The following is a 26,679-nucleotide window of genomic DNA, read 5'->3' on the forward strand; positions in this document are numbered from 1 at the left end:
CACTATCCTACCAAAAGCATTCAAGCGCAAATCCTGCTTGATCTGAAGGACGATACGTCACAGCCTGAGCCGATCAGGGGGAAAGGAAATCAATGGCGGGTTCTATTTTGAAACAGGAGCGGATGCTCTTGCTGGCTATACCGGCGGCAATCCTCGCCTATCTGGCCGAACATGCAATATTCGAAGCTGGAAAGACGGCGGCGCTGATTGCCGCGATAGCGCTGATCGGGCTCATCGTCCTCGTCTCGATGCGGGTTGCCCATCACGCCGAAATCCTTGCCACCAAGGTCGGCGATCCTTACGGTACCATGATACTGACGTTGTCGGCCGTCGCGGTAGAAGTGCTGATCCTCGCCATCATCATGAGCGAGTCCGCTTCGCCTACTCTGGTGCGGGATACGATTTACTCCGCCGTGATGATCGACATCAACGGCATTCTGGGTCTTGCAGCACTTCTCGGCGGTCTTCGCCACGGCGAGCAGCCCTATAATGACGATTCCGGCAAGACCTATGGCGTAATGATCCTCACCGCCATGGGTATTTCGATGATCGTGCCGGAATTCATTCCCAAGGAAAGCTGGCATGTCTACTCCGCCTTCACCATCGTCGCGATGATCGCGCTTTATGCGCTCTTCCTCAAAATGCAGGTTGGCCCGCACAGCTATTTCTTCAGCTATGCCTATCCCCGGAAGGCACATCCGGCCGGCCAGACATCCGACGGCCACGCGGAAGAGGAGGACGAAGGCAGCGTGCCCCTTTCCATCGGTCTCATCGTCGCTGGCGTGGTGTTGATCGGCGTATTGGCGGAATTCATGTCGACCTTCCTGAGCGAAAGCCTTGAGGGCACAAGCGCGCCGCCGGCGCTGATGGCGGTGGTGGTGGCCACGATCTCGGCATCGCCGGAAATCCTCACCGCGCTCCGCTCCGCCTTGCGCAACCGCATGCAGGCCGTGGTCAATATCGCCATGGGCGCATCCCTGTCGACGGTCATCCTCACCGTGCCCGTCATGGAGGGCATCGCGCTCTATACCGGTCAGCCCTTCATCATGGCGATGACACCGGTTCAGACCGTCATGGTCTTCATAACCCTCATCGCCGCCGCCATCAATCTCAATGACGGCGAAACCAACGCGATCGAGGGAATGACGCACTTCATTCTCTTCGCCACCTTCATCATGCTGCTGTTTCTGGGGCTTTGACCAAAACGAAAAAAGCCCGGCGTCGCTGCCGGGCTTCCTCATTTGAGATCATAACCGATCAGCGGCAATCGGCACAGAAGCGCTGAATGCGCTTGCAGGCCTCTTCCAGCAGCGCTTCGGACGTGGCGTAGGAGATGCGGAAGTTCGGGCCGAGGCCGAAAGCCGATCCCTGCACGACGGCGACACCTTCGGCTTCCAGAAGCTCGGACACGAAATCCGTATCGGTCTCGATGACCTTGCCCGACGGCGCGGTCTTGCCGATCAGGCCGGCGCAGGACGGGTAAACGTAGAATGCGCCTTCAGGCGCCGGGCAGCTGATGCCCTTGGCCTGGTTGAGCATGGAGACAACGAGGTCGCGACGGCCTTCGAAGATCTTCTTGTTTTCCGGAATGAAATCCTGCGTACCGTTCAGCGCTTCGACAGCGGCCCATTGGGCAATCGAGCTTGCGCCCGAGGTCTGCTGACCCTGGATCATGTCCATGGCCTTGATCAGCGGCAGCGGGCCGGCGGCATAGCCGATACGCCAGCCGGTCATGGCATAGGCCTTGGAAACGCCGTTCATGGTCAGCGTGCGGTCATAGAGCGAAGGCTCTACTTCCACAGGGGTGACGAATTTGAAATCGCCATAGGTCAGGTGCTCATACATGTCGTCCGTCAGCACCCAGACATGCGGATGCTTGACCAGCACGTCCGTCAGCGCCTTCAGCTCGTCATGCGAATAGGCCGCACCCGAGGGGTTGGACGGCGAGTTGAACACGAACCACTTGGTCTTCGGCGTGATCGCCTTTTCTAGCGCTTCCGGCTTCAGCTTGAAATTGTCTTCCAGCGTGGCGTTAACGAAAACCGGCGTACCGCCGCAGATCGCCACCATTTCCGGATAGCTGACCCAGTAGGGCGCCGGGATGACGACTTCATCGCCCGGGTTCAGCGTGGCCATGAAGGCGTTGAAGAGAATCTGCTTGCCGCCGGTGCCGACAATCGTCTGCTCCGGCTTGTAGTCCAGGCCGTTTTCACGCTTGAACTTGTCGGCAATGGCCTTGCGCAGTTCCGGAATACCCGAAACCGGCGTGTATTTCGTTTCGCCGCGCTTGATGGCGTCGATGGCCGCTTCCTTGATGTTTTCGGGCGTATCGAAATCCGGCTCGCCGGCGCCAAGGCTGATCACATCGCGGCCCTTCGCTTTCAGCTCACGGGCTTTCTGGGTAACGGCGATGGTGGCGGATGGCTTTACGCGGGAGAGAATGTCGGCAAGGAAGGCCATTTTTAATCGGTCCTATTGGGGTTGACATCAGCAGAGGTTGGAAAACTTGTCATCTGCGGCATTTTCTATGTCGAAAGACAGGCCTTCTTTCAAGGTCAAAAGCCGGCTTATGTGCCGCAGCGGAGAATTTAAACCTTCCTTAACCCGGAAGTAACGCTTGATACGCTACATTGGCGAGCCTAGGGGTCGTGTCTCTATAGCTGGTTGAAAAATGGCGCCCAAAAGCATCTTTTCCAGTCTTGTCCGCGAGGTCGATGGCACATGGTCCACGGCCTATCGCACCTTCAACCTGAAATCGGCCCTGCAGCCGATTTTCCGCCGCACGGCAAGTGGCAGGCTCGACATCGATTCCTTCGAAGGTCTGGTGCGGCCGCACCGCAACGGCGAGCCGGTGACGCCAGGTGAATTCTTCTCGCTTGTGGCGTCTGAAGACATCGAAAATATCGATAGCATCCTGCGCACGATCCACATTCTCAACACCGGCAGGCTCAACCGGTCCCGCGCCCGCATCTTCGTCAATTTCCATCCGGGCCTGTTCCAGACGCCGGCCAAGATGCGCCAGGAAGTGGAGCGCATGCGTCTTGCCGCTCACGAGGCGGGCATGACGGCGGACCGCATCGTCTGCGAAATCTCCGAGAAAAAAGCCTCCGACACGCAGATGGTCGCTGACTTCGCCTATCACATGCACGATATCGGCTTTCGCGTCGCGCTCGATGATTATGGCGCCGGCGATTCCGACATTGACCGGGTAAAGCTCATCAAGCCGGACTATGTGAAATTCGAAGCCGGCTGGGTGCGCGATTTCATGCAGAATTCAGCGGGCGCCGCCCTTCTGCGCGTCATCGTCAGCCAGTTTCGCGCCGATGGCATAGAGCCGGTCTTCGAGGGATTGGAAGCAGCATGGCAGGTCGATCTGTGCGAGGAACTCGGCGTCCTGCTGATGCAGGGCTACGTGCTGGCAAAGCCCGAACTTGCCCCCACCAGTTTCGACGCGCGTTTCCCGGAACTCGGCAGTGAATATCTCACCCCGCCCCGGGCGGAGAGGGGTCCTGCGCCACCGGCATTTTTCGGGGAAGAACGCCCGGCCGAGCCGCATCCGCTGCGCCAGACCCGAACCTTCGGAAAACGTCGCCTCTGACGCCATGGGCGACCAAACGGCTTCCATATCAGGCTTAGCCACAATATTGCCGCAATAAATACCGCAGAACGCCAGAATTCCGTCTCCAAGCCGTCCATTTCGAAGCCTCTCTTATAATTTAAGAACAGGGACAAGAGGCGATAGCCATGTTTACCAACGATCGGACTTCCGTTGAAAGGTTAAGGGCGCAGAGAACGCTGTTTTCCCTCTGGATGGCCGTTGCGGCTTTTCTCGTCATCGTCACCATGGCCGCCGGCATAGCAACGTCGGCGAACGCCGCCACGCAGGCGGTCGATACCCTGCATACGTCCGCCATCCCGCAGGTAGCCGCGACCACGCAGGCCGGGCCTCATATCCTGCTCATTGTCCTTTCGGCCGCAGCCTTCATCGGCCTTGGCGTCGGCGGCCTGATGCTCACCCGGCGCAGCCTGAAGGATGAGGCCCGCCGCTATAAATAAGCGGCCCTCCCCTCGACTTGCGGCCTCGGCATGTTGCTGCTAAAGCAGCCGGAAACAATCGTCCGCTTCGCGGATCGATATTTCAAAATTCCCCTGTTTGCCACGGCCGCGACTGAATGATCTTCCGGCCCTGCTGTGCTGGTGCCAAATAATGACGCGTATTCAGGCCAATATGCTGCTTCTGCTCGCCGCAGCAATCTGGGGCGGCGGCTTTGTCGCGCAATCCTCCGCCATGGCCTCGATCGGCCCTTTCTGGTTCGTCGGCCTGCGTTTCGCCATCGCCGCCATCGCCGTGCTGCCCTTCGCGCTCATGGAAACACGATCGCTGAAATCGCCGCCGCGCCGGCGCGAAATCGGCAGTTTCATCCTCGTGGGACTTGCCCTGTTCGGCGGGGCCACCACCCAGCAGGTCGGGCTTCTGACCACGACCGTCACCAATTCCAGCTTCCTGACCGGGCTTTACGTCATCTTCGTACCCGTGATCGCCGTCGTGCTTTACCGCCGCCATCCCCACTGGATCGTCTGGCCGGGCGCACTGATGATGTTGGGCGGCATATTCCTCCTCTCCGGCGGCGCTTTCGAGGCGCTGACCACGGGCGATATTCTCAGCATCATCTGCGCCTTCTTCTGGGCGATCCAGATCACGCTGGCCGGGCGCTTCGTCTCCGAAAGCGGAAGGCCGCTCGTGCTTTCCTGCACCCAGTTCGCCGTTTGCTCCCTTCTTAGTTGCATGATCGGTGTCGTGTTCGAACCGATCAGCATGGCCTCCATCGAAGCATCGCTGGCGGAAATCCTCTATGTCGGCCTCGTCTCCTCCGGCCTCGCCTTCGTGCTGCAGGTCATCGGCCAACGTTACACTACTGCCCCGCAGGCCGCGATATTCCTGTCATCGGAGGCGCTTTTCGGCGCTTTGCTGGCCTCGATTTTCCTGAAGGAAACCATTTCCGGCGCCGGCTATGTCGGCTGTCTGATCATATTCGTCGCGATCCTGATCGTCGAACTGGTGCCGGAACTGACGCGAAAACGGCAAAAATCCATGGCCGGAGCGGCCTGACGTAAAAAGAACTCATTTTTCTCATCCCGCCCCTAAATCCGGGCGTTGCACTCAAATTTTGTCGCAAAATCCTGCGGAGAACGGCTTTTATTTCATCGATTATCACTTCTGCGGAAAAATTATGCGATTACGCGCCGTTATTCTACCGCAGGTTTTTTATCTGACAAAAAGCCCGTGAAAACTTTTGCTTGCCAATTTTCGATAAACGCATCACTCTACCGCGGTTCGGGCAATTTGCGAGCATGGGAAGGCCTATAAATTTGCGCACTGGGGACGCTATAAACCTCGGGCGGTGGGACGAAAAACGTTGGATGAGAACGCCATTACTTCCCGCTGCGAAGGTCCTTTTTCTCAATAGTCAAAAACTGCCTGCCAACGCCCACGCGGGGCAAAACTGTAATGCTGCCTGTAGCTGAACGCGGGCAGAGCGAAAAGGACCTGATGCATGGCCGAAACTGGCACCGTAAAATTCTTCAATACAGACAAAGGCTTTGGCTTCATCAAGCCAGATAATGGTGGCGCTGATATCTTTGTTCACATCTCTGCCGTACAGGCTTCCGGCCTGTCCGGACTTTCAGAAAATCAGAAAGTGAGCTTCGACACGGAACCGGATCGTCGCGGCAAGGGGCCGAAGGCAGTCAATCTGCAGATTGCTGGCTGACCCTAAAACGGCTTTCTTTTCTAGTTGAAGCCCGGCAGGAATGCCGGGTTTTTTTGTGCGGTCCCGCAGGCCTTTGAGCATTTCCAGGAAAAGTGGAATTCGGTTTTCCGTCCGGAAAGGCGCCAAAACAAAGAGTTCTAATAGGCCGGCGCTCAGAGCCCTTTGAGATAGGGGTTGGTGAGCCGTTCCTCACCCAGCCGTCCTCCCGGGCCGTGGCCGCAGATGAAACCGACATCGTCGCCCAGCGGCAGGAGCTTGTCGCGAATGGACGCCATCAATTGCTCGTGGTTTCCGCCCGGCAGGTCCGTGCGCCCCACCGATCCCGAAAACAGCACATCGCCGACATGGGCAAAGTTCTGGTCGCGGTTGTAATAGATGACGTGGCCGGGCGCGTGGCCCGGACAATGATAGACTTCGAAGACGTGGTCCCCGAAAGATACCCTGTCGCCGTCCTTGAGCCATTTGTCGGGCGCGACATTCCGAAGGCCGCTAACGCCGTATTTTTCGGCCTGCGCCTCAATCCTTTCGAGCAATGGACGGTCGTCCTCATGCGGCCCGATGACCGGTAGCGACAGCTTCTCACGCAGTTCGTCAGCACCGCCGGCATGGTCAAGATGCCCATGCGTCAGCCAGATCTCCTTCAGCGTGACGCCATTTTCAGCGACGACCTGGAGAATGACGTCCACGTCCCCACCGGGATCGAAAACGACGCCCTCCTTGGTGTCCTGATCGAACAGGATAGTGCAATTCTGCTCGAATGGCGTAACCGGAATAATGCCCGCCTGCAACTTTCCCATATCCTGCGTCTCCTGTCTGAAAGCTCCCGCCTCCTATAGCCCGCGACCGGTTACGGCACAATGGCGACAGGTGACGCCCATTTTCAGCCCACCAATTCGTTAAGAAAATCCCTATGCCATACAGGCAGATAGCACGAACACGCCCTGTCTGTAGGCATCATCTCGTCGAAAAATGTGGAACGCCCGGATGGTTGCGACGTTGTAGCACCAGTCTTGAAAGGAGTGAGACACATGGACAAGACGCTTAAAATGCTGATCGCTGGTGGCGCCTTTGCCTTGATGGCAGGCTATGCAAATGCCGCCATGGTCGCAACAACCGCCTCGGATATTTCTGTTCGTTCCGGCCCCGGTGAGGATTATCCCGAAATCGGCCTTGCCACGCGTGGCAGCAACGCCGTGCTTGATGGCTGCATGGATGGCAGCAGTTGGTGCCGCATCGAGGTGAACGGCCTGCGCGGCTGGGCTCATGCGGATTACCTGAACGTGATGTATGAAGGTTCGCCCGTCATTCTGAAGGAACGCCGCGCGGAACTGAGCGTGCCGGTCGTAACCTATGAAAAGACCTCAAGCGTTCAGGCGGAGCCTAACCCCGGTGACCCGAACCTTGGTCGTGTCGGTGAAGTCGATCCGCCGCAGTCGGTCATTACCTATATTGATGAACACCCTGCCGATACCGTCACCTATGATGGCGATATTGCCATAGGTAGCGTCCTGCCGGCCGATACCCGCCTTGTGGAGGTACCTGACTATCAGTACCGCTATGTCCGGGTGAATGACGTGCCTGTTCTCGTAGAACCTTCGACCCGTCGTATTGTCTACGTTTACCAGTAACATCGTCATTACGACAAAAAATGAAGGAGAGCGCGGAGTTTCCGCGCTCTTTTCTATTTCAGGTAAGTGTCACTCAGGATTCCAGTTGCACCCGCACCCGCGCCATATTATCCACCGCAACAGAAAATGATCGGCGGCATTCTCCCGAGCGGACGCATTTTCGGCTATGTTTACAGAATATTGGCGCATCGACGCCTGTCAGCCTATGATCAGACAGCCGCAGGATATGAAGGAACCGCAGTGCCACCGCAATCGCTCAAAACCGCCGCCTCCAGGCAAACACCGGCACTCCCGAAGGTTGACGACGGCAAGATCGACTTCGACACGATCGAGGCGCTGTTTTTCGCCTATCGCGATTTCGTCTCCGATCCCGATGTCATTTTATCGAAACTGGAATATGGGCGGGCCCATCACCGGGTGGTCTATTTCGTCAGCCGGCAGCCGGGCATGACGGTGGCGGATTTGCTCGATACGCTGCAGATCACCAAGCAGAGCCTTGCCCGTGTGCTGAAGCAATTGATCGACGACGGTTACATTCGCCAGATGGCAGGTCCGGAAGATCGCCGTCAGCGCAGGCTTTACCCCACGCTGACGGGCCGCGAACTGGCGCTGGCGCTGAGCGAGCCGCAATCGCGCCGCATCGACCGCGCGCTGGAAGGTCTCGGGCCGGACGCCCGCGCCTGCGTGCGCAAATTCCTGGCGCAGATGCGCAGCCCGACGACGACCGTGGAGGACGAGTGACGATGGCGCAAGCACCGACAAAACGTCCACCGGCGGATGACGATGCGGCCCATCTCCTGATCGTTGACGACGACGCCCGCATTCGCGATCTCCTGCAGCGTTTTCTGGGCGACAAGGGCTATCGCATTTCCGTGGCGGCCGATGCGGCCGAAGCCCGGCGCAAAATGATGGGCATCCGTTTCGACCTGCTCATCCTCGACGTGATGATGCCCGGCGAGAACGGGCTTTCGCTCACCCGCTCGCTGAACGAGAACAAATCCGTGCCGGTCATCCTTCTGACCGCCCGTTCGGAGGCGGATTCGCGCATCGCCGGGCTGGAGGCGGGAGCGGACGATTATCTCGCCAAACCCTTCGACCCGCGCGAACTCGTCCTGCGCATCAACAATATCCTGCGGCGCAATACCTCGCCCGATACCCCCAAGATCGAACAGATCATGTTTGGCCCCTACAGCTTCTCCATCCCCAAGAAGGAATTGCGGCGCGGCCCCGAAACAATCCGCCTGACGGATCGCGAGCAGGAGATCATGCTGCTTTTTGCGCTGCGCGCCGGCGATACCATTCCCCGCCATGAGCTGGTGGAAGCGGAATCGGAAGTGGGCGAAAGAACCATCGACGTGCAGATCAACCGTCTTCGCCGCAAGATCGAGGACGACCCTGCCAATCCTGTCTATCTGCAAACGGTGCGCGGCATCGGTTACCGCCTGAGCGTGGACTGACGAGCAACCAACGAAGGGCGAACGCACGGTCATGGCGAGCCTCGATTTTCTGAGCACGGTCAAAAAAAGCGGCGTGGCCAGGGCCTGGCGCCTTTCCGGCAGGTGGTTGCGCCATTGGCTGCCCACCGGCCTTTACACACGCTCTCTGCTCATCATCATCCTGCCGATGATCTTGCTTCAGGGCGTGGTCGCTGCGGTCTTCATGGAGCGGCATTGGCAACTGGTAACGGAACGCCTCTCCTCCGCCGTGACGCGCGATATCGCCGCGATCATTGAGCTTTTGCAGACGGACCCGGAGGAAGACGACTATCAGCGCGTCATCCGCATTGCCCGCGACAAGCTGGGGCTGAGCGTCTATATCGAACCGAAGGCGGATCTGCCTGCTCCAAGACCGGAACCGCTGTTTTCCATTCTCGACAGAATCCTGGCAGATCAACTCACCCAGCAGATCGGCAGGCCTTTCTGGATCGACACTTATGGCAACGGTTCGCTTGTGGAAATCCGCGTACAGCTGGAAGACAAGACACTGCGCGTCTTTACCAGCCGCAGCGCGGCCTATGCCTCGAACACACATATCTTCCTTGTCTGGATGGTCGGCGCATCGCTGGTGCTGATCGCCATTTCGATCCTGTTCCTGCGTGGCCAGATCAAGCCGATCGAAGCCCTTGCCAAGGCGGCCGAAAACTTTGGCAGGGGCCAGAAGATCAGCGGTTATTCCCCACGCGGCGCGGACGAGGTGCGGCGCGCCGGCCTCGCCTTCATCCTGATGCGCGAGCGTATCGAGCGGCAGATGGAGCAGCGCACCGCCATGCTGAACGGCGTCAGCCACGATCTGCGCACCATTCTCACCCGTTTCAAGCTGCAACTGGCGCTCGCAGGCGAAAATCCCAATCTCGAGGGGCTCGACAAGGATGTCGAGGACATGCAGTCGATGCTGGAGGCCTATCTGACCTTCGCCCGTACCGATGTCGAAGAGGATGTCGGCACGCTGGAGCTTCCAGCCCTTCTTGAAAAAATCGGTCATGATTTCGAGCTGCACGGCAAGAAATTCAGCTACGAACTCTATAATATCGAGAGGATCATCGCGCGGCCCAATGCGCTGTCCCGGCTTGTCGCCAATCTGGCGGAAAATGCAAGGCGCTACGCCAGTAATCTCCACATCGATATCCGCAAGGCGCCGCGTTCCATCATCATGACATTTGACGATGACGGGCCGGGCATACCGGAGAATTCACGCGAGGATGTGTTCAAGCCGTTCTTCCGGCTGGACGAAGCGCGCAACCTCAATGCTTCGGGCACCGGCCTTGGCCTCTCCATCGTTCGCGACATCGCTCGCAGCCATGGCGGCGACGTGTCGCTGGATGAAAGCCCGATGGGGGGATTGCGGGTAATCGTCAAAATTCCGGCCTAGCGGCAGACCGGCCTTCAGCACATTTTCTCGCCGTTCGGCACCGGGCGCTCAACGGCCGCAAGCACGATATCGCCATTGGCATCGGCAAAACCGAGCGTCAGGACCTCGGACCGGAAAGGGCCGATCTGGCGCGGTGGAAAATTCACCACGCCCAGAACCTGCCGGCCGACAAGGCTTTCCAGCGTATAATGCACCGTGATCTGCGCCGACGACTTCTTGACGCCGATCTCCGGCCCGAAATCGATCTTCACCTTGAAAGCAGGCTTGCGCGCTTCGGGAAAAGGCTCTGCCTCGATGATGGTGCCGACGCGGATATCGACCTTCTCGAAATCGGCATAGGAAATTTCACCGCTCATGACCTTGCCCCTTCAGCCCGCCAGCTCTTCGGCGCGGGCTTTTGCGGCAGCGACCGCCCGGTCGAAAAGGGGCTGCATGCCGTCATCGGCCATCAACACGGAGAGCGCCGCAGCCGTGGTGCCGCCCGGCGAGGTCACATTCTGGCGCAGGCGCGCCGCCTCGTCGGAGGACTGATGCAGCAGCTCGCCAGCGCCGGCCACGGTTTCGCGCGCCAGACGCATGGCCACATCCGCTGGCAGACCGGCCTTGCGGCCGGCTTCGGCCATGCATTCCACTAGATAAAAGACATAGGCAGGGCCGCTACCCGAAACCGCAGTCACCGCGTCGATATCGCTTTCGGCATCCACCCATTCGACCGGGCCGCTGACTTTCAGCAGCCCGTCCACCACCGTTTTAAGCTCCGGCGTCACCAGTTCGTTGGCATAGGCACCCGTGACGCCACGGCCGACCATGGCCGGTGTGTTGGGCATGGCCCGCACGGCGGCAACCCTGCCGAAATGCGAAACGAACGTCCCGATGGTCGTACCCGCCGCGATCGAAACAACGACAGTATCCGCGCCGAGCAGGGGTTTCAGCGAGGGCAGCACGGCTTCCATCATCTGCGGCTTCACCGCCACGAAAAGAATACCGGCTTTCACGCCCTCGGGCACGCTTTCGCTGTGGGCAGCTCCGGCTTCCGCAATCGTCGTCCGCATGGCATCGGAAGGGCGCGGATCGATGACCATGACCTGCGATCCCGGCACACCTTTTTTCAGCCAGCCTGAAAGCAGAGCGCCGCCCATATTGCCGGCGCCCACCAGGACGAGCGGCCCGGAAGCCTTATACGCCATCTTACGCTTCTCCGACGGTCTCGAACATGACCGCTTCGATTGCACTTTTTGCATCCAGCCCAGACCAGACGACGAACTGGAATGCCTGATAATATTGTTCGCAGGCCTCCAGCGCGCTGGAAAGCAGCACTTCCACCTGCTGGTTGTTCGGCTCGGCGCCGCCCGCCAGAAGCAGGGATTGGCGGAAGATCACCACATCTTCCTGGCGCCACAGATCGAAATGCCCCATCAGCACCTGACCGTTGACCTGAGAAAGCAGACGAATGACTTCGTTGACCCGCTGGTCCGGCACCTTGATGTCGAAGGCACAGGCAAGATGCAGAGCTTCGAAATCCTCCATCCACGCAAAGGAAACGTGGTAGTCGGCCCAGTGGCCCGCCACAGTCATGGCAATCTCGTCTTCGCCCGACCGCTCGAAAGACCAGTCATTCGAGGCAGCGACAATCTCGATCATGTCGACTGGATTGGACTGACGCTCAATTTCAAATTCTATCAGACTCATGCGGCACCTTCTCAGCCGGTAGGGATGTCCTGTTTTGAACGCCGGGCACAAAACGCACATACAAACCGGGATAAACATTTGAGACGATTGCCCGACACCACCAGAATTACGCATTGACCCTGTCTGGAGCTTACCGGTCTTTTCGAATCATCATTTAAAATCAGTGTATAATGGCCGAGTCCTGCTGCCACCCCTTCCCCGCCATTTTTGCCTTTTGAACAGTGGATATCTCCTCCCCCATCACCTCAGGCGAGAGTCTTAAGCGACTCTGCCGATTGTGTTTTTTGGAAGTGTCCACAGGCCCAAAAAATTCGCGTCCGAGCACGACTTTCGGCAACCGGAGGTCAAGTCGGCCAAAGGGAGCCGAAAAACAAAAAGCCCCGGAATCGCCTGCGATCCGGGGCTTCTGAGAAAAGTGATGAAAAATCAGTCCTTGGCGGCCGAAAGCTTTGTTTCGAGAGCCTCGATGCGGGCGCGCAGCGCGTCGTTTTCATCCCGCGCCTGGATGGCCATCTCGCGGACCGCGTCGAATTCCTCACGGCGGACGACATCCAGGCTGTTCAGCCAGCGATCCGCCTGCGCGTGAAACGCCGCTTCGGCTTCCTTGCGCACACCCTGCGCGGCACCTGCCGCATCGGTCATCAGCTTGGCGAATTCATCCAGAAAACGGTTGGTGCCTGTCGTGCTCATGGCGCTCATCCTTCGTCGGTTCAGGGGCATCGTCTTGCCCGCTGTTGCTAGCCTTCAGGTAGGCACTCCATCGCCGCCTTGCAAGCGAAATCGAAAAATCACAAGAGCTTGCGTGACCCACGGTATCTTGAGCCGGAGCTTGAAGAATCACCTTGACCGCCGCCATCGCAATCGCCATTTTCCTTGGCGTCAGGGAGACCGGTGAGCATCATCGCCCGGCCCCTTGAGACAATGGCTCGTTCCGTTGTCCTCCCAACAACGATGACGGAATATATACGGATTGATAGCCGCTCCCACCCAACTCGCCATCATGCCCTTCCCCAATATCGATCCGGTGGCACTGTCCCTCGGCCCGCTCTCGATCCACTGGTACGGCATCGCCTATGTCGCCGGCATCATGCTCGGCTGGTTCTACGCCCGCCGCCTCGCCCGTACGGATCGGCTGTGGCCGAACGAAACGTCGCCGATCTCGGCGCAGCATCTTGACGATTTCATCCTCTGGGCAGCCGGCGGCATCGTGCTCGGCGGCCGCATCGGTTACATCCTGTTTTACGATCTCGCCGCTGTCGCTGCCAATCCCGTCAGGGCGTTCGAGATCTGGAACGGCGGCATGTCTTTCCATGGCGGCCTGATCGGCACCACCATCGCCATGATCCTTTTCGCCCGCAAGAACGGCATTCCGGTCTGGAGCATGTTCGACGTCGTCGCGGCCGTAGCCCCCATCGGCCTGCTGTTCGGCCGCATCGCCAATTTCATCAATGGCGAACTGTGGGGCCGCATTGCCGATGTGCCATGGGCGGTCGTCTTCCCGACCGGCGGCCCCTTTGCGCGGCACCCGAGCCAGCTTTATGAAGCGGGCCTCGAAGGGCTCGTGCTCGTCATCGTTCTTGCAATCGCCATCTATGCCTTCAGGGCGCTGAAGACGCCCGGCACCGTCACCGGTATTTTCGTCTGCGGTTACGCGCTGTCACGCATCTTCGTGGAATTTTTCCGCGAACCGGACGCCCAGATCGGTTATCTCGCCGGCAACTGGCTGACCATGGGCATGGTGCTCTCCACCCCGATGTTCGCCCTCGGCCTCTGGGCGGTCCTGCGGGCTCGCCGTGCGACAAAAAGCGCCTAAACGGTATGATTGCCCATGACGACACCGCTTGCGCAACGTATTAAATCACTTATCCGGCTCAACGGTCCGCTCAGCGTTACCGACTATTTTTCGCTCTGCCTCGCCGATCCTGAACACGGTTATTACAAGAGTCGCGAACCCTTCGGTCGTTCGGGTGATTTCATCACCGCGCCAGAAGTCAGCCAGCTTTTCGGCGAAATGCTCGGGGTCTTCGTGGTGCATGCCTGGCAACGGCATGGCGCTCCCGCACAAACGCAGCTGGTGGAAATCGGCCCCGGCCGCGGCACCATGATGTCGGATATGCTGCGCGTCATCCGCCGCATCGCACCGCCGCTCTATGCGACGATGCGAGTGCATCTGGTCGAAACCAGTCCCCGCCTTTCCGCCATCCAGAAGGAAACGCTGGCCGAACATTCAGGTCGGCTGACATGGCATGACAGTTTCGACAATGTGCCGGATGGTTTCCTGCTGCTTGTCGCCAACGAACTCTTTGACGCCATTCCCATCCGTCAATTCGTCAGAACACCGCAGGGTTTTCGCGAGCGCGTGGTCAACCTCGATGCCAATGACGAACTCGTCTTCTCAACGGGCCTTGCCAGCATAGACCCGTCCCTGCTGCCGCCGCAGCCCGAACGGCAGCCGCTCGGCACCATATTCGAGATTTCGCCGGCCCGCGAGGCAGTGATGACCGCGATCTGCCAGCGCCTCTCCGCCCATGGCGGCACGGCGCTCGCCATTGATTACGGCCATCTGGTTGCCGGTTATGGCGATACGCTGCAGGCCATGCGCAACCATGCCTTCGACCCGGCGCTTGCGCATCCCGGCGAAGCCGATCTGACCAGCCATGTCGATTTCGAAAGCCTCGTGAAAACAGCGGAAGCGACCGGCGTTCACGTCAACGGCGCGCTGCGACAGGGCGATTTCCTATATGGCCTCGGCCTCAAGGAACGGGCAGGCGCGCTTGCCGCCAAGGCGACGCCCGACCAGACGCTTGAAATTGCCGAAGCGGTCAATCGCCTCGCCGGCGAAGGCGCCGGCAAGATGGGGGAACTTTTCAAGGTCATCGCCGTTTCAAGTCCCGCGCTTCACCTTTTGCCGTTTCGAGCGGTGGATTGACAGCGCAATGGCCTCTGGGCCAACATCGCCGCGACACACGAAGCAGGCACACTGCATCACATCGCCGCGCAATGCCGCGGCAACAGGAAACATCTCGCTTAACCCTATTCCACTGGCCAACAGCGACATTCTCCAAGGAATTCCCACACCATGCAGAACGCAACGCTGCCGCTCCCGCTCCAGTCCCCCTTGCTCGCCGCGTCAGGCGAAAACCGTGTCCGCCACGGCTTCTTCACCCGGCAGGGCGGCGTCTCGGAAGGGCTTTATGAGGGCCTCAATGTCGGCCTCGGCTCCCATGACGAACCCGAAAAAGTGCAGGAAAACCGCCGGCGCGTAACGCAATGGTTCGGCCTGCCGCCGGGGCGCCTCGCCACCGTGCATCAGGTCCACTCCCCCGACGTCGTCGTTGTCGATGACAATTACGACGGCAGCCGTCCGCAGGCCGACGCGATGGTCACGGCAACCCCCGGTTTCGTGCTGGGCGTGCTGAGCGCCGATTGCGGGCCCATCCTGTTTGCGGATGCGGAAGCAGGCGTCGTGGGTGCGGCCCATGCCGGCTGGAAGGGCGCGCTCTTCGGCGTGCTCGAAAACACCATTGAGGCCATGACGAAGCTCGGCGCCAGCCGGGAGCGCATCGCCGCCTCACTTGGCCCGTCTATCAGCCAGGACAATTATGAGGTCGGGCCGGAATATGTGGCGCGCTTCACCGATATCGATCCGGCCTACGCGGATTATTTCGCTGGGACGGAAAGGCAAGGCCACGCCTTGTTCGACCTCAAGCAATTCACCGTCGACCGGCTGACGAAAGCCGGCGTGAAGACGGAAAACCTCGGCCTCTGCACCTATCCCGACGAACATCGCTTCTATTCCTACCGCCGCACCACCCACCGCGCCGAACCCGACTACGGCCGGCAGATTTCCGCAATCGCAATTCTGGAGGACTGACATGGCCCTGCATTTCGAGCTTTCGGAATTCGATGCCCGCCGCGAGCGTCTGCTCGCGAAAATGGCCGAGGAGAAGCTGGACGCCCTGCTGCTTTTTGCGCAGGAGAGCATGTATTGGCTGACCGGCTACGACACGTTCGGCTACTGCTTCTTCCAGACGCTGGTGGTGAAATCGGACGGCTCCATGACGCTTCTGACCCGCTCGGCGGATCTGCGGCAGGCGCGCAATACCTCCATCATCGAGAATATCCAGATCTGGGCCGACCGGCCCAATGCCGACCCGACGCTCGACCTCAAGAACCTGCTGAGCGATCTTGACCTTTTGGGTGCAAAGATCGGCGTCGAATACGACACACACGGCATGACCGGCCGCGTCGCCCGGCTGCTGGACAACCAGCTCGCCAGCTTTTGCCAGATGAGCGACGCTTCCTATTTGGTCAGCACCCTGCGGCTGGTCAAAAGCCCCGCCGAGATCGCCCATGCGCGCAAGGCGGGCCAACTGGCCGATGCCGCGCTCGACGCGGCGCTTCCGCTCATCAGGCCCGGCGCGGACGAGGCCGCGATCCTGGCAGCGATGCAGGGAGCGGTTCTGGCCGGCGGCGGCGATTACCCCGCCAATGAATTCATCGTCGGTTCCGGCGCGGATGCGCTGCTGTGCCGCTACAAGGCCGGCCGCCGCAGGCTCGACGCCAAAGACCAGCTGACGCTGGAATGGGCCGGCGTCAGCGCCCATTACCATGCCGCCATGATGCGCACGGTGGTGATCGGCGAACAGGATTTCCGCCAGAAGGAGCTTTACAGCGCCTGCCTGCAAAACCTCACCGCCATCGAAGAGGTGCTGCGACCGGGCAAGACCTTCGGCGATGTCTTCGACGTTCATGCCCGCGTGATGGATGAACGTGGATTGACGCGCCATCGGCTAAACTCCTGCGGTTATTCGCTGGGCGCGCGCTTCTCGCCATCCTGGATGGAGCATCAGATGTTCCATACCGGCAATCCGCAGGAGATCACCGCCGACATGACGCTCTTCGTGCATATGATCGTGATGGATTCCGATTCCGGTACGGCCATGACGCTCGGCCAGACCTATCTCACCACCGACGGCGCGCCGGAGCCGCTCTCGCGCCACAACCTCGATCTTCTCACAGCTTAAATCGCCGCCGGGTTTGACAGAGCGGGAAGACCGCCCTTACATTGCGCCACCTTGGGCAAGAAGGAGCGGAACATGAGAGGGAAAATCGCATGAGCCGGATGGGGTTTACCCCCCTTTTTCCAGCCATCATTGTTCCAGCGATGATGCTGGCCCTGTCAGGCTGCAACACGACGGAAGCGCTGACACCACAGGTGGATGTCGGCCATAACACCTCGCAATCGACACCCGTAACGCAGGGCGACCTCGACCAGATGGCCGCCGCCGCCGACCGCGCCCCCGCTGGCGCTCCGGCAACCGCGACATCCGTTCCTGCCTACGCACCGCAGAACTCGTTGCAGGCGCAGGCGCAAGCCCTGTCCAATGGCAGCCAATATGGCGAACCGCTTCGCCAGAGCCAGACCGCCGCCGCTCAACCCGCACCCGCACAGCAGACGGCGTCACTTGCGCCTGCGACCTCCGGTAATTCCATCCGCTTCCTGCCGATCATCGGTGCACCGGTTCAGGCGGTCACGCCGCTGTCGCGCCAGCTCGGGGCCGAAGCGCGGGCGAAGGGGCTGACCATCCGGGCCTCCAACGACAATTCGGCTGAAAACATCCTGAAGGGATATTTCTCCGCCTTTGCCGATGGCGGCAAGGTCAACATCGTTTACGTCTGGGACATTCTGGACGCCAATGGTGTGCGGCTGCACCGCCTGCAGGGACAGGAAAGCGTCGTAGCAAAAGGCAGCGATCCATGGGCCGCCGTGACCGACAGGGTCATGCAGGATATCGCTGCAAAAACGCTGGGTGAGTATACGTCATGGAAGCAGTCTCAACGCGGATGAGGTGAAACGGCGGGAGAAGTCACAGAGATTTCACGAAAATCATTGCGAAAGCGCGGAGTCCTCTTGCAATCGGAAGCAACAGCGCTATTAAGGCGCGCATGGCAACAAGGCGTATCCGGCAAAGGCTTTTCAGCCGGATGTTCCTCCCCTTGAACGACGCTTGGTTACGGTGGATTGAGCCCCGTAATGCAAGGCGATGGCATGGAAACAGGCGGCCGCAATGAAGGTTTTCGCAGGCAATTCGAACCGGCACCTTGCCGAAGCGATCTGCAAGTATCTGAACGTTCCTCTCGGAAATGCCACTGTAAAGCGGTTTGCTGACCAGGAAATATTCGTAGAAATCAGCGAGAACGTGCGCGGCGAGGACGTTTTCATCGTCCAGTCCACCTCCTTCCCGGCAAATGATCATCTGATGGAACTGCTCATCATGATCGATGCCATGCGCCGCTCCTCGGCAAAACGTATCACCGCGGTGCTGCCCTATTTCGGTTATGCCCGCCAGGATCGCAAGGCAGGCCCCCGCACCCCGATTTCCGCCAAGCTCGTCGCCAATCTGATCACCGAAGCCGGCGCCGACCGCGTTCTCACCCTCGATCTGCATGCTGGCCAGATCCAGGGCTTTTTCGACATCCCCACCGACAATCTCTTCGCAGCGCCCATTCTCGCCCGCGACGTGAAGGACCATTACGACACCAACAATGTCATGGTGGTTTCACCTGACGTCGGCGGCGTGGTGCGCGCCCGTGCCCTGTCGAAGCGTCTCGACTGTCTTTTGGCCATCGTCGACAAGCGCCGTGACCGTCCCGGCGAATCCGAGGTCATGAACGTCATCGGCGACGTCTCCGGCAAGGATTGTATCCTCATCGACGACATCATCGATTCCGGCGGCACGCTCTGCAATGCCGCAGAAGCCCTGTTGAAAAAGGGCGCGACCAGCGTTACCGCCTATATCACCCACGGTGTACTTTCCGGCGGCGCGGTTGCCCGCGTTGCCTCCTCGAAGCTGCGCGAACTCGTCATCACCGACAGCATCCAGCCGACCACCGGTGTCCAGTCCGCGCACAATATCCGCGTGGTCAGCACCGCCGGCCTGCTCGGCGAGGCGATCAACCGCACCGCGCAGGAACAGTCGGTATCCGGCCTGTTCGACTGAGAAGCTGCGGCAAACCTCGGCAATCATTCTGCGGCCTGGCGAATTGCCGCCCGGTTCAGATTTCCGGGCAGGCTGCGGTCCATCTCGAAATCGCTGGTTCCCTCGACGTCATCCTCGGCCCTGTGCCGAGGATCTTATCGCGGTGAATAAAATCAATAGGCCGCGGATCCCCGGGACAAGTACGAGGGTGGCGCAGGAGTATCTGGCGCGCTCGCCATTCACCTCATTGAAGCGAACTCCGAAGTTCCTCTTAAGACGATGCCGCACCCGCGTCCGGCGGCCGCTGCAGACGTGAGGCTGCAGCCTTGATTTTCGGCCACCAGCGCCGAAGCCGCGTGTAGACAGCATGGCGACCATTACGCCAGATGCTGACCGTATCGGCTCTGACCGCATTGACGGTGAACAGGTGACGGTGACGGTTTACCGCCAGCAGCCGATAGAGGAACAGGGTCGTCAAGGCGGAAAACAGGATCGACATCACCACATCGCTGAGGAAATGTCCGCCGGCCGCAATGCGCAAGCCGGACATAAGGACGATCATGCCGGCGGCGATGCTTCCCATCGCCAAGCGTCCGCGCCGTTGCAGCCGGGGCCAGACGAGCACGCAGAGCGGCAGGAAGAAACTGGCGATCAGCGCGGTTTCGCCGGAAGAAAACGAGCAGTTCGAATAACATTGCGCACTGTACTGGAAAGGCGGCGTGAAAAGCTGCTGACCGCCGAATTCGGTGACGCTGAATGGGCGGGCGCGACCGATAGTCGCCTTCAGCACACCATTGACGAGAAGCCCGGCACAAAGGATCACCGGCCCGCACAGGAAGGCCCACACTCGCCAGCCGGTTCTTTGCAGCGTACCCAGCCTAAGATTGCCGACAAGGATCATGAAAGCCAGAAGAGTGGCAAGCTCCGTACCTTCGCGCAGCGTATCCCGCAACCATTCGGGAAACGGTTCACGGCCGGACCATGGCTGCTCGACGGGCGAGAAAAACAGGGCGGAGAAGCTGAGATCGATGGAGGGAAAGGTCGCGAACAGGATGACGAGCGCCAATGTCGCGAATGTCACCCAGATCGTGATCCGCATATGCGAAAGATCATTGTCCATTGCTGCCCTCCGGCATGCATCGCGGCAGCAGGCGCCAGAGGCCGATTTCCCTGCCCTCGAGGAAGCCCGGCCCGGCGGTCCAGCGGGCGACCGGCGCCTCACCGGCAAGGCACGCCGGCAGGCCATCCGCACTTGCCAGGAACAAGGGATATTTCGCCTCGCCGGGTTTCAGCGGGTAAAGAAGGGCATAATGACTGGAAGGCACGCCGGTTTCGGGCAGTGCGCGCGTCTTCACCTGTTTTTCGTCCCGTAATTGATAAAAGAGCTCGGCGAGTATCGAACGGTCCGTAGCGACAATGGCGTCCGCCCCCGCCTCGCGCGCCCGTAACAGACCGGTCGACACCAGGTCGGCGCGCCCCAGATACCGCTTCATCGCCAGTTCACCACTCGGCAGGCGCAATTGCGTTCCGGCAATGGTCATCAGCGGCAGCGCCACGGCCACGATGCCGCCGAGCACGAGAGTGGACACGATGAGCCAGCGCCGCGACGCCAGGACCGGCACCGCCAGAAGCACGCCGGCCGCATAGGCCCCGACCGCCCAGTTGGCGAGCGCCCGCGACATCAAACCCTGCGCGGTGATCAGCAGAACAATCGGCACCGAAAGAGCGACCAGCGCCCGGGTTTCAGCATTCTTCGCACGAATTGTTGCGACGATCATGCCGACAAAAACGAATGGGCCGACCACGCCCGCCTGGGAGAAGAAGAATTCCAGCGCGGAACCGATCTTCAGCCGGACGCCATGCCAGTTCGCATTATCCGCCGTATGGCGTGCGGTCATGAAATCATGCGCCGCGTTCCACCACAGATTGGGCGCAATGACGACAACGCAGACGAGCGCGGCAAATGCCGCGTCACGCAGCCGGATGCGCCACGCCTCGCAGAGCCAGCCGGCGGCGATGAAGCAGGGCAGAAAATAGATCATCGCATATTTCGACATCAGCCCGAGGCCGAAGCACAGACCGAGGGCGATGCTCCAGCCCGACGACGCCCTGCCCTCGTAGCGGGCGAGCGCAAGCTTGCGCACGGAGATCATCGACAGCACGATGAACAGCATCATCGGTGTATCGGTGGAGATCAGCAGGCTACCGAGCGTTACCGCCGGCAAGGTCAGATAGATAAGGGCGGCCAGGGATGCCAGCCTGACATCATAGATCATGCGGCCGAGGCCAAGGATGGCCGCCGCCGCCACGCCATGCACCACGGGTGCGACCAGCCGCACCTGAAAAGTGCCCTCGCCGCCGCCCAGAACGGTTGCCGCGCGGATAAGCCAGCCGATCAAGGGCGGCTTGGAATAGGCGCCGAACGCCATCTCCCTGCCCCATAGCCAATATTGCGCCTCATCGACGAAAAGGTCGGTCCGGTTGAAGGCCAGCGCAAGGACGCGCAGCGCCGTCACGAGGACGATCGCCGCGAATGCAAATGTCAGCCACCGACGCTCATCGCCTGCCTGCGCATAAGGCAGGGTCGTCGCCTCATGCATGCTGGCGGCGTTCTGCATGAATCAACCAGAGATTTCGGGCATAGATAAAAAGGCCGGACGCCTGGCCCAGAATGAAGACCGGATCGCGCCGCCAGATGGCGTAGGAAAGCAGCACCAGACCGCCGAGAACGGAAAAATACCAGAACGCCACCGGAATGACCGAGCGGTTTGCCCGTTCCGAAGAAATCCATTGAACAAGAAAGCGCATGGTGAACAGCATCTGGCCCATGAAGCCGGTGCAGACCCACAGAAATTCATTCCAGCTGTTCACATGCAGCATGGACCATAAAGCCGGTGCGTTCACGGCGATGTCTCCGTTTTGAAAGTTTCAGCCCAGCTTGACCGCTTTCGCCGGCGCAGCAGCCAGGCGACGCCGATCAGATCGTGGATGCCGACAAGCGCGCGGCCGATATTGGTGTAATGGGAATTCCCGTGCAGCCGTGCCCGGTGCGTGACGTCGACATGGGCGACCTGCCAGCCGTCGCGATTGAACAGCGCCGGGAAATAGCGATGGTGATGATCGAAATAGGGCAAGGCGAGATAGGCGTCGCGGCGGAAGGCCTTTAGCCCGCAGCCGGTGTCACGCGTGCCGTCCTTTAAGATCCGCGCCCGAAGCCCGTTGGCAAAGCGGGAGGAAAGGCGTTTTCCGAGCGTATCGCGCCGGCCGACGCGCTGGCCGGCCACGAGACCGAGCCGGCTGGAGGCGCCTGCGGAGAGAAGCGGCGCAAGAAGTGCCGGCAGATTGTCCGGCGGGTTCTGCCCGTCTCCATCCAGCATGCAAATGACCGGCGCACGCGCCGCCTGCACGCCGCTGTGGATCGCCGCAGACTGGCCGCCCTGGCGATCGTGCCGGACGAGCCGCAGCATCGGATAACGGTCCCCGAGCGCAAGCACCGCGTCGACCGTGCCGTCGGAAGACGCATCGTCCACAACCACGATCTCGAAGGCGCCGACCGGCTGACAGGCGACGAAAATCTCCGCCACGAGCGTTTCCACACTCGCTTGCTCATTGTGCATGGGCACGACAACGGCGAAATCCGGCCTCGGTTTCACGCTGGCTCCGTCATATCCGTCTGCATTCAGTCCGCAGACATCATCGATAGTGGCGAGAGAAGGAGCGCGAAAAGCTTGCATGAACATGAACAGCCGTTGATCTTCGCTCGATATGCGCCTGTTCTATTGCAGTTTTATAACGGCACGTTTCGATGGAACCTCGATTGCTGTCGAAGTTTTTCTCACGGCATGCGGGAAATAATCCTACAATTCGCAACCCTTTAACGCGACCGTAAGCAATTTTTGCCACCGTGCGGCTACGTTTTTTTTGGGGGAGGGAACAGGATGCCGGGTGCAAATCCGACTGCTGTCAAAGCTAAATCATTGTCGATCAAGGCCAAATTCGCAGCGCTCGTCACGGGCGCGACGCTGGTCTCCTGCCTGTCCGTGGGGCTGTTATCCTACGAGATGGGCAAGTCGGGTCTTATAGACGCCAGCGAAATCAGGCTCGAAACAGTTGCAAGCAACCAGTCCAAGCAGCTTGATGCCTATACTCTGCGTGTCGAACAGAGCATCTCCGAACTGTCGCAGAATGCTGCAATCGCACAGGCGCTGGAAACGATGACCACCGTTGTGCCGACGGAAAAGGACGCCATCATCCAGGCTTTCCGCCGCGAGGGCGTTTCCGAGGAGGAGCGCGCCTCCTTCAACGGCGAAGGCCTGCGACTGCTTTACGCCATTCGCCACGCCACCATCAACGCCGCCATCGCCAGCGTCTGGCGCAACACCCGTGTCAGCGACATCTACGTGATCGACAAGACCGGCCTCATTATTTACACCGTGACCAAGGGGAAGAACTTCCTCACCAGCGTGACGGAACCGCAGAACGCTGCGATCAAGGAGCTGTTCGACCGCATCGAGGCCGGCAAGGACGGTGTCGTCAGCACCACCGGCTTCAGCGGTGGGGAAAATGATTCGGCCATGATCGGCATGCCGCTCGCCGTTTCCAACTGGGGCCAGATTCAGCGCAAGGGCGCCGTCATCATGCGCATCGCCGCCGACCGTATCGGCGCCGTTGTCACGCCCGAGGAAACCGGCAAGACCATCGATGACGCCGTTCTTCTGAGCGCGGAGGGCAAACGCCGCGCCGGGGTCCTCTCGGGCGGTGCGGATGCCACCGTTTCCGAAAATCTCGCGGCGCTGTCGGGCGCAAGCGATGCCGGAATGGTGATGGCGCAGACGCCTGCCGGTAACATCTTCTATGCCTATCGCCCGGTCTCCGTTTTCGGACAGAAACATCTTCTGGCCATCGGCCAGCAGGAAAGCAAGGTGCTGGCCGCCGCCAACGATCTCGCCTTCTGGGCAACCATCGCAACACTGGCGGTACTCGCGATCATGACGCTGATCGGTATTTTTGTGTCCGCCAGCCTCACCAAGCCATTGACCGGCCTTGCCGCATTGATGGAACGCCTGAACGGCGGTGATAGCAATATCGAGATCAAGGCCGTTTCCCGCGGCGACGAGATCGGCACCATGGCGCGCGCGCTGGAATCCTTCCGCCAGGGCATTCTGGACAAGCAGCGCATGGAAGAAGAAGCCCATCGCAAGGGCGAGGAACTGGACGAGGAACGCGCCCAGCGCGAGATGGAAAAGGCAAGAAGCGCCAAGGAACTGGAAGAGGCTGTCGACGCACTCGCCACCGGTCTTGCCAATCTTGCGGCCGGCAGGCTCGATCTCCGCATCGACAAATCCTTCGTGCCGTCGCTCGATCACCTGCGCGTCGACTTCAACAACTCCATGGCGGGCCTGGAAGCGACCATCTCCAACATCGGCGAAAGCGCCAATGCCATCCGCTCCGGCTCCGGCGAATTGAAAAGCGCATCGGAAGACCTGTCGCGTCGCACCGAACGCCAGGCCGCAGCCCTTGAGGAAGCGGCAGCAGCGCTCGGAGACATGACGCAGGCCGTCAATCTCTCGCTGTCGCGCTGCAATGTCGCCGTCGAGGCAACGGCCGGCACGATGCAGGACGCCCATAAATCCACCGCTGTCGTGAAAGAAGCGATTGTCGCGATGGAACGTATCGAGACCTCGTCGGCCAAGATCCGCCAGATCATCGACGTCATCGACCAGATCGCCTTCCAGACCAATCTTTTGGCGCTGAATGCCGGTGTGGAAGCCGCGCGCGCCGGGGAGGCCGGAAAGGGCTTCGCGGTCGTGGCGCAGGAGGTTCGTGAATTGGCCCAGAAATCGGCGGCCGCCGCGCGTGACATCACGACGCTGATCGCAACCTCTGCAGGCGATGTGGAAAGCGGCGTGGCGCTGGTGCTGAAGACCGGTGAAAGCCTCGAGCAGATCCAGAAACGCATCCAGTCGGTCAACGACCAGATCGGCGAGATCGCCACCGCATCGCGCGATCAGTCCGGCCGTCTCAGCGAAATCAACGCCTCCGTCAACGAACTCGACCATGTGACGCAGCAGAATGCGGCCATGGTGGAGGAAACGACGGCCGCCGCCTTCTCGCTGTCCAGCGAGGCCGACGGCCTGACCGAACAGGTGGGGCAGTTCTCGGTCGGCAGCCTCCGCCAACAAGACCAGCGTTACGCGGCATAAACCGCAACGAAAAAAGGCCGGAGGCAGAACCTCCGGCTTCAGACTGCTGACAAACCTCTGGCGTGAGCTGGGGGTTTATGATTCATTGGGACATGTTGAAGAAACCTGCTCCTGAACAGACCGCTCTCGAGATGGTGACGCTCGATAGCCTGGTCCCGAAAGATCACCTGCTTCGCAAGATCGACGCGGTGATCGACTTCTCATTTATCCATGATCGTGTTGCCGGTCTTTACTGTGCCGACAACGGCCGTCCGCCGCTCGATCCCACACGCATGTTCAAGGCGCTGTTCATCGGCTACCTGTTCGGTGTTCGCTCGGAGCGGCAGTTGATGCGCGAGATCGAGGTGAACGTCGCCTATCGCTGGTTTCTGCGCCTGAAGCTGACCGATCCTGTCTTCGATGCCTCGACGCTGTCGCAGAACCGCCGCCGTCGCTTCAACGGGACCGAGGTGGCACAGGACATCTTCGATGCCATCGTGGAGCAGGCGATCAAGCACGGTCTGGTGGATGGGACCGTGCTTTATACGGATTCGACCCATCTGAAGGCCAATGCCAATAAGGGCAAATACGATTTAGCCCTGCTCCAGAAGTCGCGGGCCGACTACTGGGCCGATCTCGACCGGGCAATCGAGGCGGAGCGCGCAGCCCATGGGCAGAAGCCGTTGAGGGAGAAACAGCGCGAGCCGGAGGTGAAGGAGACGAAGGTCAGCCGTACCGATCCCGATAGCGGTTATATGGTGCGCGACGGCAAGCCCAAGGGCTTCTTCTATCTCGATCACCGCACTGTTGACGGCCGCCATGCGATCATCACCGATACGCATGTAACGCCGGCCAATGTGCATGACAGTATCGTCTACCTGGAGCGGCTCGACCGGCAGCGCCAACGCTTCGACTTTCATGTCGGGGCGGTCGGGCTGGACGCAGGCTATGCCACGGCAGGCATTGCCAAGGGTCTGGAGGACAGAGATATCCTCGGCGTGACCGGCTATCGCAACCCGACCCCGCCCAAAGACGGGATGATGCGCAAGTCGAAGTTCGTCTACGAACCAGAGACCGATGGCTACCACTGCCCTGAAGGACAACTGTTGACCTATGCGACGACCGACCGCAGCGGTTACAGGCACTATCGCTCAGACCCCTCCATCTGCCGTGACTGCCCGCTTCTTGCCTCCTGCACGTCCAATGCCGGCTCGATACGAACCATCACCCGGCATGTCTGGCAAGATGCACGCGAACGCACGGATGTTCATCGAAAGACGGCGTGGGGCAAGGCGATCTACAAGCGGCGCAAGGAAACGGTGGAGCGCTCCTTCGCCGATGCCAAGCAGCTCCACGGGCACCGCTATGCCCGCTTCCGCGGCTTGATCAAGGTTAGATGGCAGTGCCTGCTCGCCGCGAGCGCCCAGAACATCAAGAAAATAGCGATGGCGCTCACGAAAGCACCCAAACCCGCCTGGGGATGAGGAAACGAGGCTCATCTTATCTCCCGTTCACCCGCAAAAGACGACAACAAAACGTCATCATCCCGAAAAAGAAA

At 60.1% G+C, this 26,679-nt stretch carries 27 protein-coding genes; 17 read left to right on the plus strand and 10 right to left on the minus strand.

Features of this window, described 5'->3' with window-relative positions:
- Nucleotides 1-92: 92 nt before the first annotated feature.
- Nucleotides 93-1,199: a calcium:cation antiporter gene (locus O9X91_RS05145; RefSeq protein ID WP_142911721.1), complete on the plus strand. Its 1,107-nt coding sequence runs from the start codon at nt 93-95 to the stop codon at nt 1,197-1,199.
- 58 nt (nt 1,200-1,257) lie between these two features.
- Here the strand turns inward: O9X91_RS05145 and O9X91_RS05150 are convergent, their stop codons facing one another.
- Nucleotides 1,258-2,460 (minus strand): pyridoxal phosphate-dependent aminotransferase, encoded by a 1,203-nt coding sequence (locus tag O9X91_RS05150; RefSeq protein WP_077983070.1) that lies wholly within the window; start codon nt 2,458-2,460, stop codon nt 1,258-1,260.
- Nucleotides 2,461-2,671: 211 nt separating this feature from the next.
- On the opposite strand from O9X91_RS05150, the gene O9X91_RS05155 reads away from it, so the two are divergent.
- The 4 genes from O9X91_RS05155 to O9X91_RS05170 all read left to right on the plus strand — a co-directional run bounded on the left by O9X91_RS05155 (nt 2,672) and on the right by O9X91_RS05170 (nt 5,771).
- A complete protein-coding gene (locus tag O9X91_RS05155) occupies nt 2,672-3,598 on the plus strand; it encodes an EAL domain-containing protein (RefSeq protein WP_077983069.1) in 927 nt (308 codons plus the stop codon).
- A 146-nt stretch (nt 3,599-3,744) separates the two neighbouring features.
- Nucleotides 3,745-4,056 carry a hypothetical protein gene (locus O9X91_RS05160; RefSeq protein ID WP_077983068.1) on the plus strand — a complete coding sequence of 104 codons (312 nt, stop codon included), beginning with the start codon at nt 3,745-3,747 and terminating at the stop codon, nt 4,054-4,056.
- Between the two features lie 151 nt (nt 4,057-4,207).
- Nucleotides 4,208-5,110, plus strand: coding sequence for a DMT family transporter (locus tag O9X91_RS05165; protein ID WP_269833374.1), 903 nt, complete (start codon nt 4,208-4,210; stop codon nt 5,108-5,110).
- Nucleotides 5,111-5,555: 445 nt separating this feature from the next.
- On the plus strand, nt 5,556-5,771 hold the full coding sequence (locus tag O9X91_RS05170) for a cold-shock protein (RefSeq protein ID WP_003494703.1): 216 nt from the start codon (nt 5,556-5,558) through the stop codon (nt 5,769-5,771).
- 152 nt (nt 5,772-5,923) lie between these two features.
- Here the strand turns inward: O9X91_RS05170 and O9X91_RS05175 are convergent, their stop codons facing one another.
- The gene (locus O9X91_RS05175) at nt 5,924-6,568 is read right to left on the minus strand and encodes an MBL fold metallo-hydrolase (RefSeq protein WP_142911722.1); all 645 of its coding nucleotides are present in this window, start codon (nt 6,566-6,568) and stop codon (nt 5,924-5,926) included.
- A 231-nt stretch (nt 6,569-6,799) separates the two neighbouring features.
- Between O9X91_RS05175 and O9X91_RS05180 the strand changes: the two genes are divergently transcribed.
- From O9X91_RS05180 to O9X91_RS05195, 4 genes are all read left to right on the plus strand, one after another.
- Nucleotides 6,800-7,399 (plus strand): DUF1236 domain-containing protein, encoded by a 600-nt coding sequence (locus O9X91_RS05180; protein WP_142911723.1) that lies wholly within the window; start codon nt 6,800-6,802, stop codon nt 7,397-7,399.
- A 240-nt stretch (nt 7,400-7,639) separates the two neighbouring features.
- The gene (locus O9X91_RS05185) at nt 7,640-8,140 is read left to right on the plus strand and encodes a MarR family winged helix-turn-helix transcriptional regulator (RefSeq protein ID WP_077983063.1); all 501 of its coding nucleotides are present in this window, start codon (nt 7,640-7,642) and stop codon (nt 8,138-8,140) included.
- 2 nt (nt 8,141-8,142) lie between these two features.
- Nucleotides 8,143-8,856 (plus strand): response regulator, encoded by a 714-nt coding sequence (locus O9X91_RS05190; protein ID WP_077983101.1) that lies wholly within the window; start codon nt 8,143-8,145, stop codon nt 8,854-8,856.
- 31 nt (nt 8,857-8,887) lie between these two features.
- On the plus strand, nt 8,888-10,267 hold the full coding sequence (locus tag O9X91_RS05195) for an ATP-binding protein (RefSeq protein WP_269834285.1): 1,380 nt from the start codon (nt 8,888-8,890) through the stop codon (nt 10,265-10,267).
- Between the two features lie 14 nt (nt 10,268-10,281).
- Here the strand turns inward: O9X91_RS05195 and O9X91_RS05200 are convergent, their stop codons facing one another.
- The 4 genes from O9X91_RS05200 to O9X91_RS05215 all read right to left on the minus strand — a co-directional run bounded on the left by O9X91_RS05200 (nt 10,282) and on the right by O9X91_RS05215 (nt 12,646).
- Entirely contained in the window at nt 10,282-10,623 is a 342-nt protein-coding gene (locus O9X91_RS05200; RefSeq protein WP_003522868.1) for a tRNA-binding protein, read from the minus strand.
- 12 nt (nt 10,624-10,635) lie between these two features.
- Complete coding sequence (proC, locus tag O9X91_RS05205; RefSeq protein ID WP_142911724.1) at nt 10,636-11,454, minus strand: pyrroline-5-carboxylate reductase; 819 nt, start codon at nt 11,452-11,454, stop codon at nt 10,636-10,638.
- Nucleotide 11,455: 1 nt separating this feature from the next.
- Nucleotides 11,456-11,956 carry a type III secretion system chaperone family protein gene (locus O9X91_RS05210; RefSeq protein WP_052818067.1) on the minus strand — a complete coding sequence of 167 codons (501 nt, stop codon included), beginning with the start codon at nt 11,954-11,956 and terminating at the stop codon, nt 11,456-11,458.
- A 426-nt stretch (nt 11,957-12,382) separates the two neighbouring features.
- A complete protein-coding gene (locus O9X91_RS05215; RefSeq protein WP_077983100.1) occupies nt 12,383-12,646 on the minus strand; it encodes an accessory factor UbiK family protein in 264 nt (87 codons plus the stop codon).
- Between the two features lie 310 nt (nt 12,647-12,956).
- On the opposite strand from O9X91_RS05215, the gene lgt reads away from it, so the two are divergent.
- From lgt to O9X91_RS05245, 6 genes are all read left to right on the plus strand, one after another.
- Nucleotides 12,957-13,769, plus strand: a complete 813-nt coding sequence (lgt, locus tag O9X91_RS05220; protein ID WP_162520317.1) for a prolipoprotein diacylglyceryl transferase — start codon at nt 12,957-12,959, stop codon at nt 13,767-13,769.
- A gap of 15 nt (nt 13,770-13,784) precedes the next feature.
- Nucleotides 13,785-14,885, plus strand: a complete 1,101-nt coding sequence (locus O9X91_RS05225) for a class I SAM-dependent methyltransferase (RefSeq protein WP_142911726.1) — start codon at nt 13,785-13,787, stop codon at nt 14,883-14,885.
- Nucleotides 14,886-15,035: 150 nt separating this feature from the next.
- Nucleotides 15,036-15,830, plus strand: a complete 795-nt coding sequence (pgeF, locus tag O9X91_RS05230) for a peptidoglycan editing factor PgeF (RefSeq protein ID WP_269833373.1) — start codon at nt 15,036-15,038, stop codon at nt 15,828-15,830.
- A gap of 1 nt (nt 15,831) precedes the next feature.
- Nucleotides 15,832-16,983: a M24 family metallopeptidase gene (locus O9X91_RS05235; protein WP_080790155.1), complete on the plus strand. Its 1,152-nt coding sequence runs from the start codon at nt 15,832-15,834 to the stop codon at nt 16,981-16,983.
- Nucleotides 16,984-17,072: 89 nt separating this feature from the next.
- Nucleotides 17,073-17,807, plus strand: a complete 735-nt coding sequence (locus O9X91_RS05240; RefSeq protein WP_173989848.1) for a hypothetical protein — start codon at nt 17,073-17,075, stop codon at nt 17,805-17,807.
- Nucleotides 17,808-18,027: 220 nt separating this feature from the next.
- Nucleotides 18,028-18,960, plus strand: a complete 933-nt coding sequence (locus O9X91_RS05245; RefSeq protein ID WP_010972147.1) for a ribose-phosphate pyrophosphokinase — start codon at nt 18,028-18,030, stop codon at nt 18,958-18,960.
- 250 nt (nt 18,961-19,210) lie between these two features.
- On the opposite strand, the gene O9X91_RS05250 is transcribed toward O9X91_RS05245, so the two are convergent.
- The 4 genes from O9X91_RS05250 to O9X91_RS05265 are packed head-to-tail and all read right to left on the minus strand — an operon-like array spanning nt 19,211 to nt 22,679.
- Entirely contained in the window at nt 19,211-20,059 is an 849-nt protein-coding gene (locus O9X91_RS05250) for a phosphatase PAP2 family protein (protein ID WP_269833372.1), read from the minus strand.
- Nucleotides 20,049-21,557: an ArnT family glycosyltransferase gene (locus O9X91_RS05255; protein WP_269833371.1), complete on the minus strand. Its 1,509-nt coding sequence runs from the start codon at nt 21,555-21,557 to the stop codon at nt 20,049-20,051. Before O9X91_RS05255 ends, O9X91_RS05250 begins: the two co-directional genes overlap by 11 nt.
- Nucleotides 21,532-21,819, minus strand: a complete 288-nt coding sequence (locus O9X91_RS05260) for a lipid-A-disaccharide synthase N-terminal domain-containing protein (RefSeq protein WP_269833464.1) — start codon at nt 21,817-21,819, stop codon at nt 21,532-21,534. The genes O9X91_RS05255 and O9X91_RS05260 overlap by 26 nt, the downstream gene beginning before the upstream one ends.
- Before the next feature lie 20 nt (nt 21,820-21,839).
- On the minus strand, nt 21,840-22,679 hold the full coding sequence (locus O9X91_RS05265) for a glycosyltransferase family 2 protein (protein WP_077983054.1): 840 nt from the start codon (nt 22,677-22,679) through the stop codon (nt 21,840-21,842).
- Between the two features lie 198 nt (nt 22,680-22,877).
- Here O9X91_RS05265 and O9X91_RS05270 point away from each other — a divergent pair, with 198 nt between their 5' ends.
- Nucleotides 22,878-25,142, plus strand: a complete 2,265-nt coding sequence (locus O9X91_RS05270) for a methyl-accepting chemotaxis protein (protein WP_269833370.1) — start codon at nt 22,878-22,880, stop codon at nt 25,140-25,142.
- 92 nt (nt 25,143-25,234) lie between these two features.
- A complete protein-coding gene (locus O9X91_RS05275) occupies nt 25,235-26,605 on the plus strand; it encodes an IS1182 family transposase (protein ID WP_269834286.1) in 1,371 nt (456 codons plus the stop codon).
- Nucleotides 26,606-26,679: the final 74 nt, after the last annotated feature.

It is taken from the genome of Agrobacterium salinitolerans (genome assembly GCF_027498475.1).
GTDB classification, from domain to species: domain Bacteria; phylum Pseudomonadota; class Alphaproteobacteria; order Rhizobiales; family Rhizobiaceae; genus Agrobacterium; species Agrobacterium salinitolerans.